The organism is Pedobacter albus (assembly GCF_036324255.1).
Lineage (GTDB): Bacteria > Bacteroidota > Bacteroidia > Sphingobacteriales > Sphingobacteriaceae > Pedobacter > Pedobacter albus.
In genome coordinates, this window is sequence record NZ_JAZDQT010000003.1 from 671,727 (window position 1) to 684,502 (window position 12,776).

A 12,776-nucleotide genomic window follows, 5' to 3' on the forward strand; every position below is an offset into this window, starting at 1 on the left:
ATGTACTAAGTATGTTACAGCTTATTACATAAATATATATCTTTAAAAACTTAGAAATTTTAAATTTGCCCTTAAACTTTCAACTATCACTAAATAACAGTAATGAATAAATCAATTTTCGGATTAGTCATACTCCTATCTATTACTATGGCAGCCAAATCACAAGTAAAAATAAACTTTGAAGTAAGTTTCAAAGAGCCGCAGGCACATTATGCGGAAGTAGAAATGAACATGTCGGGCATTGCGGCCAAAAACTATGTCGATGTAAAAATGCCGGTATGGACCCCGGGTTCTTATTTGGTGCGCGAGTTTGCCAAAAGCGTAGAAAGCTTTGGCGCAACTGCCAATGGCAAAGCCGTTAAAGTAGAAAAAGTAACCAAAAATACCTGGAGGATTTTCAATGCCAAAGCCAATGCCGTAAAAATCAATTATAGGGTTTACGCGTTCGAAATTTCGGTGCGTACGGCATTTATCGATGCTTCGCATGCCTTCCTTTCGTCGGCCAATATTTTTATGTACCCTGCCGGAATGATCAAAACGCCAAGTACGGTTAAGATTATTCCTTTTGGCACATGGGATAAGGTAAGCACCGGATTGGAGCCAGTTCCGGGCCAGAAATTCACCTACACCGCATCAGATTTTGATATTTTGTTCGACAGCCCGATCGAAGTGGGCAACCAAGATGTTTTCGAATTTAATGCAGCCGGCGTAAGGCACGAAGTAGCCATGTATGGTGGTGGCAATTACGATAAAGAACGCTTGAAAGTAGACATGGCCAAAATTGTAGAGCAGGCCACGGCAGTTTATGGCGAAAATCCGAATAAGCACTATACTTTCATCGTGCACAACTATGCGCAAGGTGGTGGCGGCTTAGAGCACTTAAATTCAACGGTTTTAGGTGCATCGCGCAATGCCTATGGTACGCCTCGAGGCTATAATGGTTTCTTGGGCTTGGTAGCGCATGAGTATCACCACTTGTGGAACGTCAAAAGATTGCGCCCGATTGCTTTAGGCCCATTCGATTACGATAACGAGAACTATACCACCAATTTGTGGGTGGCCGAAGGATTTACTTCGTACTACGAGAACAAGTTTATGTTAAGGGCAGGCTTTACCCCGCAAGATGGCTTTGTAAGCGGTTTGGCTGGTGCAGTAGGTACGGTAATGAATACGCCAGGCTCTAAATTGATGTCGGCTGCCGCGTCGAGCTTCGATGCCTGGATCAACGGTGCTTACCGTCCGAACGAGAACTCGCGCAATACTTTCATTTCTTATTACAGCAAAGGCGAAGTGGTTGGTCTATTAATGGATTTGGAAATTGCCAATGCTACTAAAGGTGCCAAAAGCCTCGACGATGTAATGAAAGCCATGTATCTGCAATGCAAAACCTTGAAACGTGGCTATACCGATGCCGAATTCAAGGCGATGGTAGAGAAAATCAGCGGGATGAACTTCACTAACTTCTGGGCCAAATATGTAAATGGTACCGACGAAATCGAGTTCGCCAAATATTTTGGCTATGCCGGTATCGATATTGTAAACGAAAACGCAGGCAAAAGCACGCCTTATTTTGGCGCAACAACCAGCAGGGCTACCGGTAAAGTTATCGTAACTGGCGTGGCTCGTGGTTCGGGCGCTTGGAATGGTGGCGTAAACGTAAACGATGAAATTGTGGCCATTGATGATGTACCTGCCGAAGCCTTAGTAGAAAAAATGACCCAAATTTCGAGCAAGAAAGTAGGCGAAACGGTAAAAGTGAGTATTGTAAGAGATGGTTTGAAACAAGACCTGACCATAACCTTAACCAATAACGATGCCGTTAAGTTTAAAACAACCATCAAAGAAGATGCAACGCCGCAACAGTTGGCCGTTCGCAAAAAATGGATGGGAATATAGACGGTTAGCGGTTTTCAGTCCATAGGTGATTGCCCAATCGACTAATGAACCAATGAACTGATGAACATAAAAAAAGCCCCGAGCAATGCGCTCGGGGCTTTTTTTATCAATGCTCTTCTTATTTGAAGATGTATTTAATGCCTAGGCCAAATCTTCCGGCTTCGAAGTCATTGCCACCATCATAAAATTGCAATGCTGGTCTCCAGTCGAAATTGAAACCGATTGGTGCGCCAGAAATCCTGTAGTCTAAACCTACCATCGGACGGATCATAAAGGTAGAGCCGCCATCGTACAAGTTAATGCCCGGGCCACCACCCAAATACCATTGTAGGCCTGGAGCACCTTTAATTGGTGCATTGTATTGATAAAATGCTTGGATCAAAGTAGAACTTCCGCCAAATAAAACATCACCTTCAATTGCACTATTTTGGTTGAAGAAGTGTTTAATTGAAGGACCAACCATTGTAGCACCGTTGCCAAAATCGATGCCTAAACCCGCACCGGTTTTGTAAGCTTGTGCTTGTGCATTCAAGCCTGTCGTTAAAAGTGCTGCGCCTGCAATTAAAGTAAAAAGTAATTTTTTCATAACTAATGATTTAATTTTTATAAATAGTTTTTAACTACCTAACAAGTTTTGTGCCGTTGTGTTTGATTTATGTAAAATATTTGAAAATTGGTGGTTTTTGCAAGGAAAATAAAAGAGCCATTTTGCTGAGTAGCTGTGGTTTACATCAGTTTCAAAAACAATAGATATATTAGAGGCCATAAAAATAAACTATGAAAGCCAAAATAGCGTTGGTGTTCGTATTGCTCTCTATCGGACTGTTGTTGTCGTTCAAAAGCATAACGCAACATGATTGTATGGTTTTTCTTTCCCTGGCTGCTAAAGAAAAGATAAAGGTTTACAGCGATGCCTTAAAAAGTAAGGAAATAGCCAGTTTAGGCCATCATTTTGCGAGCGAAGACTACCTGATGATTACCATTCTCGATAGCAAAAACAATTGCTACCAAGTAGAAGTTGCTTATGCCATTGCCGGTAAAAGCATCAGAGGCTGGATCAGCCACACAGAAAAGCTGGCGGTTTATGCCAAGGCCAGCAACAAGAAAATCAGATTCTACCAGTCGTTTGAGCGGAATTCGAAAGTTACTACAGCGGCATACAATCCCAATGAATTGAAAGTGTTAGCTTACCACAAGGGGTGGCTTAAGGTAGGGGAAGGCAAAACCGTTTTGGGTTGGTTGCCCATGGAGGAACAATGTGGCAATCCGTATACCACCTGTAACTAATTTGTCTAGGTAATTGATTGTAATGCCTATCAGGTTTAACTTCCCAAACCCTGATAAATTTCGGCAAACAACAAGCCACTGCCGCCTCCATAATGCTTCATGATAGGCAATTGTGGTCGTTTTTCGGCCAATTCGAGTTTGAGCCTGTCGATTTCTTCCTCGGTTATTCCGGCTCCAATCAACACCAGTTTGATGCTTTCCTGCAGACAGATGTTTAAGGCTTCGGCTACAGAATAGGCCAGTTTGGCCTTCCACTCTTCTTTTTGGTCAATCAGTCGGGCAATGGTTTGCATGATGGGCTCGTTGGTGCCGATGACTACGATTTCTAGGACTTGCATTTGCTTAATTGTTTTATTGTTGAATTTGTTCGTGTTAACCCACCCCGCCTTTTAGGCACCCCTCCAAGGAGGGGAATGGAAAATCGCTAAAAACAAAAATCGGGAATCTTTTGTCAAGACCCCCGATTTTCGATTAGAATTCCATCGGAACTTCCATTAACAAGAATTTAGCTTCTCCAATAGCTTTTATATTTACAGAATCGGTATCCCAAACACCGAAACCGTCTCTTGTTTCTAATTTTTGGCCTTCCACCTCAAGTTCTCCTTCCAATACGAAAACGTAGAGGCCATTGCCTTTTCCGTGCATCGGGTAGGCTTTGCTGTGGCCGGCTTCAAAAGTGGCCAGGTTAAACCAGGCATTTTGATAGATCCATACGCCTGCATCGTCTGCATTTGGCGATAAAATCTGTACAAACTCATTTTTGCTTTGGGTTTGGTCCAGTACAATCTGGTCGTACCTTGGTGTTACGTTCCTTTGGTTCGGAAAAAGCCAGATCTGCAAAAACTTGGCCGGGTGGTTGGCATCCGGGTTGTATTCAGAGTGATAAATTCCGGTTCCGGCACTCATCACTTGGATCTCGCCAGCTTTAATGGTGGCCACATTGCCCATGCTATCCTTGTGTTGCAGCTCTCCTTCAAGCGGAATAGAAATAATTTCCATGTTGTCGTGCGGATGCTCGCCGAAGCCCATGCCCCCTGTAACGATATCGTCGTTCAAAACGCGCAAGGCGCCGAAGTGGATGCGTTCGGGATTATAGTATCCAGCAAAGCTGAAACTTTGATAACTTTTTAACCAGCCATGATCTGCCACTCCTCGAGTGTTGGCTTTGTGCAATACTGTTTGTGCCATAATTGTTAAAACTTGTTGATACAAAGATAAGCCCATTTGAGCGCCCGGCTCTTGATGTAGGTTAAGAAAGGTCTTGTTGCTAGCAGGCAATTTATCACTATTGTTCAATTGTTATATTGTGTTGGTATATAGACTTTATTGCTGCAATTGTTAGGTATTGAACAATTAACTGTCGACGATTAGCCATTTAGCAATTCAACAATATAACAATTCAACAATATAACAATTCAACAATTGAATAGTTTAACTATCCAGTCCATGAGCCATCAAGCAATTCAACAATGTCAATAATCCCCCCGCCATAGAAATTTACTTTTGGCCAACTTTCGGCAGGCGAAAATCCAAAACTAAAACACTTAACTTAGTAACATGGTAAATAGAGCAACATATCAGGCCGCAAAACTGGTAGCCCCGCAAATAGAGGCGCATTTCGCCAAACATTTGGCAGAAGCCAACGCCAAGGGCGAAGTCGATTTGGCGCCCCAGCCACCTGCGAGGGTCATCGAAGCCATTCTCGATGCAGCCTTTTGGTCGAGCCTGCGCAAGGAAGAAGGGCATTCGCCAAAAATATCCATTGCTTTTTTACCGCCAGAACAAGCCAGCAAGCCCTTGCTGTTTCACCAAACCTTGCCGTTAAATGCCAATATCCTCACCAAAATGGCACCGGGTGTTGAGCGAAGCGGTATCCACATCGGCGTATGGCACGATGGCTATAGCCTGCACATTTGGGGTACAACGCTCAATATTCCCAACTACTGTTTTGTAGTCGACGTTTCTGAACCAGGTCTGTTGGTTATCAAACATCGCCGCATTTATGGTTTTGGCAAATACACCAACGTGGCGGTACTGAAGGGCGATCAAATTAAAGTTGTAGAAGAAAAAAGTGCCACCAGCGCCGATTGTCCGGCTATGCTCTTGTCGCTACTCGATTTAACCGCACATTCTTATTGGAACGATGCTGCCAATATCCTGATTCAACTGGCAGTTTCTATGCGGGCACATGCACGTGGCGGTGCTATCTTAGTCGTTCCAAAAGGCACAAAAGACTGGGAGCAGTCGGTCATTCATCCCATGGGCTATGCGCTTACGCCCCCTTACCGTGGCTTGGCCGACCTCACCAATAAAGACCGTAATGCCAGCGAAATTTTTTGGCAAAGCGCCTTGAAAAGAGAAATAGATCACTTGTCGGGCTTAACGGCGGTAGACGGAGCCACCATTATCAGCGACGATTACGAATTGCTAGCTTTTGGTGCCAAAACGGGCAGAGCCAACAGCAGTGGCCATATCCAGGAATTATCATACTCTGAACCCATTGCCGGGGGCGATGCAGTAACCCTGCACCCTGCAAAAATTGGAGGAACCAGGCATCTTTCGGCCGCGCAGTTTATTTACGATCAGCGCAATGCCTTGGCGTTAGTGGCCTCGCAAGATGGCCATTTTACCATTTTCAGCTGGTCGCCAACCTTAAGCATGGTACAAGCCCATCGTATTGATACGTTGTTGTTGTAATTTTTGTTAGCGCAGACAAACTGGATATTGTTCGATTGCTTTATTGTTTGTCGTCCTTATTAAAAGAACGGGGTAATAAAGCATACAGTCTTGGAAGCCGATTAAGCGAACACGGCCGCGCCGATTATTCCCAAAAGATAAATAATGGCAATAACTATACGATCTGCTTTAACTCTGTCTTTACGGGTAGGTTGCTGAACAGTTTTTGAAGCTTGCTGTCTGGTAGCTGTTGCTGTGGCCGGAAGTTGAAGTTTGATAATCATAAGTCAACATATTTAAGGAACAAACTCATTACCGCAAAACTTAAGCCACAGCACCCCAAGTTGTTAAAATGTGGATAAGTCTGGTTTTGAACCTTAAAATGGCCTGCTTATCTTATAAATCTTGCCTCAAACCCTATTCAGGCTGTACTATTTATTAAACGATTTCCTGAGCAGGCTGTTCTTTTTTCCGTATAACAGGTAAATAACCATGCCAATAGCCAGCCAAACCACCAATCTCAACCAGGTTTCCCAAGGCATAAAAGCCATCATGGCCAAGCAAACCAATATGCCCAAAATAGGGATTAGCGGTACCAATGGCACTTTAAATGGCCTTTCGGCATCGGGGTTGGTTTTGCGAAGGATCAAAATGCCAGCACAAACCATTAAAAAAGCCAATAAGGTGCCGATACTGGTCATTTCGCCTACTACATTTAACGGAACGAAAGCCGCAAACAAGCCAATAAATGCACAAAGCAGGATGTTAGATTGATACGGTGTTTTGAATTTGGGATGCAGTTTGGAAAAGGCCTTTGGCAAAAGCCCGTCTCTGCTAATGGCATAAAACATGCGCGATTGGGCCATCAGATCGACCAGTATCACCGACGTATAACCAATTAAAATGGCTAAAATAATCGCTTGGCTTAACCACGAATAGGGCGTTTTTTCAATAGCGATGGCCACCGGTGCGCCACTGTTGGCAAATTCCTTGTAATTGGCCAATCCGGTCATTACGTGTCCAAAAAGTCCAAACAATACCGTACATGCCACCAATGAACCGATAATGCCGATGGGCAAATCGCGTTTAGGATTTTTGGTTTCTTGGGCAGAGGCTGCCACCGCATCGAAGCCAATAAAAACAAAAAATACCAGTCCGGCTGCACGCAAAACCCCGCTCCAGCCAAAATGGCCAAATTCGCCAGTATTTTGTGGTATATAAGGGTGATAATTGGCAGGATTGATATAATTCCAGCCCAAGGCAATAAAAACCAAAACCACACCCACTTTTAAAAATACAATGATGGCATTGACTACAGCCGAACCTTTGGCACCTCTGATTACAACAAGCGTCATCAAGATTACCACTAAGGCAGCGGGCAGGTTGATGAGGCCGTGTACAATGGTGCCATCGCTCAATTTGGCGGTTTCAAATGGCGAAAGCGTAAACTGCGCGGGCAGATAGATATGATAGGAAGCCAAAAACTTAACCAAGTACTGCGACCAGCTGATGGCAACGGTAGCACAGCCAACCGAATATTCGAGCACCAGATCCCAGCCAATAATCCAGGCAAACCATTCGCCCATGGTGGCGTAGGCATAGGTATAGGCACTTCCGGCCACGGGAATCATCGAAGCAAATTCGGCATAACACAAGGCCGCAAACCCGCAACCCAATGCGGCAATTACAAATGACAGGGTTACGGCCGGACCTGCATAGTTGGCGGCGGCCAAGCCGGTAATAGAGAACAGGCCAGCGCCAAGGGTAAGCCCAACGCCAATCAGCACCAGTTGAAAGGGGCCAAGGCTTCTTTTTAACGAGGCTTCCGAACTTTCGGCTACTTCTGCCTTGATGGCGGCTATCGATTTTTTGAACATGTTATTTGCGTTTGAAGGCGCAAAGGTAAGAAAATAAATACTACTAAAATAGTAGTCTTAAAATATTATTTGGAAATGACGAGGGTTTGATAGCTTGCTCGGTATTTAATTTGGACGCATTTGCGAGGTTTTTAAAACTTCGCAAGTGTTTGTTAAAGAATTATAAAAATTAATAAACTGTATATCAGTTATTTATAAAATATTTTATATTTTTTATAGTACTATGTATTGCATAATACTGTATAAAGCATATATCTTTGTATTATGATAGCAGAAAATACGCAAACCCAAATGCGAAAAGGCATACTCGAGTACTGTGTGCTTTTAATCATATCGCGAGGTGAGATTTATGCCTCCGATATTATCGCCGAACTGAAACAGGCAAAACTGTTGGTGGTAGAGGGTACTTTATATCCTTTGCTTACCCGTTTAAAAAATAATGGCCTGTTGGGCTACAACTGGGTAGAATCGACTTCTGGTCCACCGCGCAAATATTATGTGCTTACGCCAGAAGGTCGCGAAATCCTGAAACAACTCGACACGACCTGGCAGGAGCTGGCCTATGCCATCACTACATCGCAAAACGGGGTCACAAAATAATTGAATGGGAGAATGAAAGAATTATCGAAGGCCGTTCAAAATTCAATCATTCAAAATTAAAATAAACAAACATGAAAAAGACACTGATCATCAATATAGGAAATTCCATTATCCACATCGAAGAAGATGCCTACGAGGTGCTTACCGCCTACCTGAACGAAATTAAACAACACTTTGCCAAAAACGCCGACGATTTTGAGATCGTAACCGATATCGAAAACCGTATTGCCGAAATGCTGACTGAGATTTTGGCAACTGCGCAAAAGCAGGTAGTTGAAATGGCCGACGTTGAAGGCGTGATTGCGCAAATGGGTCGCGTGCAGGATTTCCAAAACGAAGAAGAGGAAGCACCACAGGCCAATCAGACCTTTAGTTTTACTGGCGATAAAAAACTTTACCGCGATATGGACGATGCCATGATTGCCGGCGTGTGCTCTGGTTTGGGCCATTACATGAACATCGAAGCGCGCTGGATCAGACTGGTGGCTTTCCTGTCCATTTTTATTGGCGGTGCAGGCATTTTGGCCTATCTCATTTTGTGGATTGCCATTCCGAGAGCGGTTTCCAGATCAGAAAGAATGGAGATGAAGGGAGAAGCTACCAATTTGTACGGCTACCAACGAAATTTTGAAGAAGAGATGGCAGCTTTTGCAGCCAACATGAAATCGACCGGCGAAAAACACTTTAAACCGATGATGAAGCGTTCGGGCAGCCTGATTACCGAATTTCTGGATGCGATACGCCGTTTCCTCAATGGCAGTGCCAAAGCCATCTTTAAGCTGATTGCCGGTTTGATGATTGTTTTCGGCTTTGTGGGCATGATTGGCTTGATTGCTTGTTTGGCGGCCTTGTTGGGCTTTTGGGATGCCTATGATTATTTCCCTTTCTCAATTATTAACGAAAACTACAGAGATACCCTTGTTTTCGCCACTTTTGTTAGTTTGTTTATCCCGATTTTGGCCCTGGTGCTTTTCTCTATCCGCGTTGCCTTTAACAAAACAACCATTAACAAAACCCTGTCGTTTGCCTTGTTGATCATTTGGCTGGTGGGTGTTTCTACAACGATTTATTATGGAGCCAAAATTTCGGCCGAATTTCAGGAACATGCCGAATTGGTGCGCACCACCGAGCTTAAAACCTATCCAACTTACCGCATCGATGTAGACAGGAGCATGATTTTTAGCAAAGAGGACAGCTTGGCCTATCACATCGGCAAAGACGATTTTGGCGACAGGGTAGTGGTAGACAACGACGAAGACCATCCTTTCCGCATTCCGCGAAATGTGCATTTGGAAATCGTTAAAAGCGACAATGACAAAACCAGCATGATCCAGACCTACGAATCGCAGGGCAAAACCTTTTCTATGGCGTTGAAAAATGCACAAAACATTGATTACAAATACACGCAAACAGATTCATTGTTGGTACTTAGTCCGAGGCTGCAACTGAAAAAAGAGAGCATCTGGAGAAACCAGGAATTGCACATTACCCTTAAGGTACCGGTTGGAACCCACCTGTTGGTTAACGATAATATCTATATGCTACAGTTCTATTATTTCTCTTGCAATGCCGATGAAGATAAACAGGGCGAATACAAAGAATGGGTGATGACCGAAGAAGGACTGAAGTGCAAAAGCGAGCTGTAAAAGCTTGATAAAATAGTCGTAGAGCTAGGTTTTGCAAATTAGTGGCGTTAAAATTTGGAATCTATTTTCTGTATTAATAACTTAGTGTATTATTTAACTAATACAGTTGAAGAATAAAATGAATTAAGGCTTTGAACGGGATAAGCTTAGGCCGGGTTTATCCTGCGAAATGCCACAACAGGCTTTGGTTATGCCGGATTAACCAAGCCCTTAATGGGTGGAAACCCATTGAAGTTATTAAACGTAATTAGACAAAATTTTTAATCCGCCAGCCACTTCGAAGGAGGTTTGGTGCTAAAAAAAATAACCAATGAATTAGCTCTACCGAGCATATAATCCCTAGACATGATGAAAAAATTAATTGTGCTGATAGCCTGTCTATTGGCGTACGGGACTTCTTTTGCCCAAAAAAATAGTAAAATAACAGGAAAGGTAACCGATGAAAAAGCAGAGGCGGTACCTTATGCCTTGGTTAAGCTGCTCCATTTCCCTGATACGGCTACGCTCAAAACGGTACAGACCGATTTTGACGGCAATTTTGCCTTCGAACAGGTGAAATCTGGAAACTACTTGCTTGCCGTGCAGCTGGTAGGCTACAAAACCACCAAAACAGAACGTTTTACAGTGGCTGATGCGGATGTAAAACTGCCCGCCATTAAAATGGAAGGATTAACCAAACAGCTTAAAGAGGTAACTATCGAAACCAGAAAGCCCTTTGTAGAGCACAAAATAGATAAAACGGTACTCAACGTAGAAAACAGCATCGTGGCTACGGGTGGTACGGCACTTGAAGTGCTCGAAAAAGCACCAGGTGTAACCGTCGATAGGCAGAACGACCAAATCAAGCTGAACAACAAAAGCGGCATTACGGTAATGATAGACGGCAAACCCAATGTGCTTTCGGGTGCCGACGTTACCACCTTGCTAAGCAACATGAGCAGCGACCAGATTGCTACCATCGAACTCATCACCAACCCATCGTCTAAATACGACGCGGCCGGCAATGCCGGTATCATCAATATCAAGCTGAAAAGAAATAAGTTTTTCGGTACCAATGGCAGTGTTTCGTTTAACGGGGGCCAAGGTTTGATGCCCGATTCGCCAAGCGATTTGTACAGGGCCGGGGTATTTCTCAACCTCAACCACCGTGTAGACAAATGGAACATCTTTGGCAACGCAGGTTTTATGCGCAAAACCAATTTCAACAACATCAGGGTTAACCGCAGTACCTTATCAAATGGACTTTCGAGTGCTTTTGATCAGAATTTTGACCGCAACAACCGTGGGGTGGGCTATACCGGAAAGCTGGGTGCCGATTACTACGTATCTGAAAAAACCGTAATCGGCGTAATGGTCGATGCCAATACCATCCGCACCAATTTGGGCAACCTGAGCAATACCTATATCCAGGAAGTACAAAATGGCACCAGTACTTCAAACTCGGTAAGCCAACAGGCCATTTCGAAATCGCCGGTAAGCAACCTGACCGCCAATTTTAACATCAAGCACGATTTTGGCAAAGAGGCGAGCCTGACTTTCGATGCCGATTATGCCGGTTTCAGCAACCAAAAGAATGAAGTTTTCGACGCGAAATACCTGAATGGTGCCGGACAGGTGAACAATACCACCGGATTGAGGAATACGACCGATGCCAACATCGATGTTTATGCGGTGAAATCTGACCTTACCTTGCCGATTTCTAAAACCTTCAAATTTGAAGCAGGTTTAAAAAGCAGCCACGTGATTACCCATAATACCCTGTTGGCCGAAGAATTTGTGAACGGCAACTGGCAAAATAACCTTGGCAGGTCTAACGATTTTGTGTACAAGGAAAACATCAATGCGGCTTACGCCAATGTGGCGAAAGAATGGAAGGTATTTCAGGTACAGTTGGGCTTAAGGGCGGAACACACACATTCTAACGGAAATTCGATAACCGAAAACAAAGTGGTAGACCGGAATTATTTGTCTTTGTTTCCAACGGTATTTGTGAACCAGAAAATCAACAAAGACAACAACATCAGGTATTCTTACAGCCGTAGGGTTGATCGACCGAATTACCAGCAGCTCAATCCATTTGTGTTTTACATGGATCCTTATGCGCTTGATCAGGGCAATCCTTACTTAAAGCCACAGTTTACCGACAATTTTGAGTTGGGCTACAGCTATAAGGAATATTCGTTGTCTTTTAATTATTCCAATACCCACGACATGATTACCCAGATCAGTCAGCAAGACGAAGTAACCCGCATTGTCAATGTAATCAGAGCAAATTTGGGCAGGGCACAGAATTACTCGGTCAATTTGTATGTGCCTATTCGCCTAGCCAAATTCTGGAATACGCAGCAAAATCTGAGTGTTTACTACAATAAATTTAGCGACAACAATTTAGAGGGCGCCCAGTACAGCGCAAGCAAAGTGGCTTATAACTTTAATACCACACAATCGTTTATGCTGCCCAACAATTTTAGCATCGAGCTTAACTTTTGGCTCAATTCGCCACGTGTATCTGGAGTAGAACGAACCACTATTTACCAGTATGCCTTGAATGCAGGGGTGCAAAAATCGCTGATGAACAAAAAAATGAAGCTCAGGCTGAATGTAGACGATATCTTTTTGACCAACCATTGGGAAGGCAAGCTCCAATATCAGAATGTAAACCTGCAGGTGGTTAACCGCTATACCAGCCGTAGGGCATCGTTTAGCTTGAGTTATAATTTCGGAAACCAGAATGTAAAATCGGCCCGTAACCGCAACACCGCCACCGACGATTTGAAAAACAGGGCCAATTAAT

Annotated in this window: 11 protein-coding genes; 6 read left to right on the forward strand and 5 right to left on the reverse strand. The window is 43.7% G+C overall.

Annotated features, from left to right (window positions below):
* The first annotated feature begins 147 nt into the window (after window positions 1–147).
* Window positions 148–1,896 carry a M61 family metallopeptidase gene (locus VRU48_RS18075; protein ID WP_330109324.1) on the forward strand — a complete coding sequence of 583 codons (1,749 nt, stop codon included), beginning with the start codon at window positions 148–150 and terminating at the stop codon, window positions 1,894–1,896.
* A 118-nt stretch (window positions 1,897–2,014) separates the two neighbouring features.
* Here VRU48_RS18075 and VRU48_RS18080 read toward each other — a convergent pair whose 3' ends face one another.
* Window positions 2,015–2,482, reverse strand: coding sequence for a hypothetical protein (locus VRU48_RS18080; RefSeq protein WP_330109325.1), 468 nt, complete (start codon window positions 2,480–2,482; stop codon window positions 2,015–2,017).
* Between the two features lie 191 nt (window positions 2,483–2,673).
* Here VRU48_RS18080 and VRU48_RS18085 point away from each other — a divergent pair, with 191 nt between their 5' ends.
* On the forward strand, window positions 2,674–3,183 hold the full coding sequence (locus VRU48_RS18085) for an SH3 domain-containing protein (RefSeq protein WP_330109326.1): 510 nt from the start codon (window positions 2,674–2,676) through the stop codon (window positions 3,181–3,183).
* Window positions 3,184–3,218: 35 nt separating this feature from the next.
* Here VRU48_RS18085 and VRU48_RS18090 read toward each other — a convergent pair whose 3' ends face one another.
* Both VRU48_RS18090 and VRU48_RS18095 read right to left on the reverse strand, forming a co-directional pair.
* Window positions 3,219–3,521: a hypothetical protein gene (locus tag VRU48_RS18090; RefSeq protein ID WP_330109327.1), complete on the reverse strand. Its 303-nt coding sequence runs from the start codon at window positions 3,519–3,521 to the stop codon at window positions 3,219–3,221.
* 133 nt (window positions 3,522–3,654) lie between these two features.
* Window positions 3,655–4,371: a pirin family protein gene (locus tag VRU48_RS18095; RefSeq protein ID WP_330109328.1), complete on the reverse strand. Its 717-nt coding sequence runs from the start codon at window positions 4,369–4,371 to the stop codon at window positions 3,655–3,657.
* A 369-nt stretch (window positions 4,372–4,740) separates the two neighbouring features.
* Between VRU48_RS18095 and VRU48_RS18100 the strand changes: the two genes are divergently transcribed.
* Window positions 4,741–5,880 carry a putative sensor domain DACNV-containing protein gene (locus tag VRU48_RS18100; RefSeq protein WP_330109329.1) on the forward strand — a complete coding sequence of 380 codons (1,140 nt, stop codon included), beginning with the start codon at window positions 4,741–4,743 and terminating at the stop codon, window positions 5,878–5,880.
* A gap of 101 nt (window positions 5,881–5,981) precedes the next feature.
* On the opposite strand, the gene VRU48_RS18105 is transcribed toward VRU48_RS18100, so the two are convergent.
* Together VRU48_RS18105 and VRU48_RS18110 are read right to left on the reverse strand one after the other, a co-directional pair.
* Window positions 5,982–6,143, reverse strand: coding sequence for a hypothetical protein (locus VRU48_RS18105; RefSeq protein ID WP_330109330.1), 162 nt, complete (start codon window positions 6,141–6,143; stop codon window positions 5,982–5,984).
* Window positions 6,144–6,290: 147 nt separating this feature from the next.
* The gene (locus VRU48_RS18110; protein ID WP_330109331.1) at window positions 6,291–7,736 is read right to left on the reverse strand and encodes an amino acid permease; all 1,446 of its coding nucleotides are present in this window, start codon (window positions 7,734–7,736) and stop codon (window positions 6,291–6,293) included.
* A gap of 264 nt (window positions 7,737–8,000) precedes the next feature.
* Here VRU48_RS18110 and VRU48_RS18115 point away from each other — a divergent pair, with 264 nt between their 5' ends.
* The 3 genes from VRU48_RS18115 to VRU48_RS18125 all read left to right on the forward strand — a co-directional run bounded on the left by VRU48_RS18115 (window position 8,001) and on the right by VRU48_RS18125 (window position 12,775).
* Window positions 8,001–8,336 carry a PadR family transcriptional regulator gene (locus VRU48_RS18115; RefSeq protein WP_330109332.1) on the forward strand — a complete coding sequence of 112 codons (336 nt, stop codon included), beginning with the start codon at window positions 8,001–8,003 and terminating at the stop codon, window positions 8,334–8,336.
* Between the two features lie 71 nt (window positions 8,337–8,407).
* Window positions 8,408–9,982, forward strand: a complete 1,575-nt coding sequence (locus VRU48_RS18120) for a PspC domain-containing protein (RefSeq protein ID WP_330109333.1) — start codon at window positions 8,408–8,410, stop codon at window positions 9,980–9,982.
* 345 nt (window positions 9,983–10,327) lie between these two features.
* Window positions 10,328–12,775, forward strand: a complete 2,448-nt coding sequence (locus VRU48_RS18125; RefSeq protein ID WP_330109334.1) for an outer membrane beta-barrel family protein — start codon at window positions 10,328–10,330, stop codon at window positions 12,773–12,775.
* The last annotated feature ends 1 nt before the right edge of the window (window position 12,776 follow it).

Bases quoted from the DNA above. Each gene is read 5' to 3' on its own strand.
- VRU48_RS18105 (WP_330109330.1), bottom strand. From the start codon at position 6,143: ATGATTATCAAACTTCAACTTCCGGCCACAGCAACAGCTACCAGACAG.
- VRU48_RS18095 (WP_330109328.1), bottom strand. From the start codon at position 4,371: ATGGCACAAACAGTATTGCACAAAGCCAACACTCGAGGAGTGGCAGAT.
- VRU48_RS18080 (WP_330109325.1), bottom strand. From the start codon at position 2,482: ATGAAAAAATTACTTTTTACTTTAATTGCAGGCGCAGCACTTTTAACG.
- VRU48_RS18085 (WP_330109326.1), top strand. From the start codon at position 2,674: ATGAAAGCCAAAATAGCGTTGGTGTTCGTATTGCTCTCTATCGGACTG.
- VRU48_RS18090 (WP_330109327.1), bottom strand. From the start codon at position 3,521: ATGCAAGTCCTAGAAATCGTAGTCATCGGCACCAACGAGCCCATCATG.
- VRU48_RS18120 (WP_330109333.1), top strand. From the start codon at position 8,408: ATGAAAAAGACACTGATCATCAATATAGGAAATTCCATTATCCACATC.
- VRU48_RS18100 (WP_330109329.1), top strand. From the start codon at position 4,741: ATGGTAAATAGAGCAACATATCAGGCCGCAAAACTGGTAGCCCCGCAA.
- VRU48_RS18075 (WP_330109324.1), top strand. From the start codon at position 148: ATGGCAGCCAAATCACAAGTAAAAATAAACTTTGAAGTAAGTTTCAAA.
- VRU48_RS18125 (WP_330109334.1), top strand. From the start codon at position 10,328: ATGATGAAAAAATTAATTGTGCTGATAGCCTGTCTATTGGCGTACGGG.
- VRU48_RS18115 (WP_330109332.1), top strand. From the start codon at position 8,001: ATGATAGCAGAAAATACGCAAACCCAAATGCGAAAAGGCATACTCGAG.
- VRU48_RS18110 (WP_330109331.1), bottom strand. From the start codon at position 7,736: ATGTTCAAAAAATCGATAGCCGCCATCAAGGCAGAAGTAGCCGAAAGT.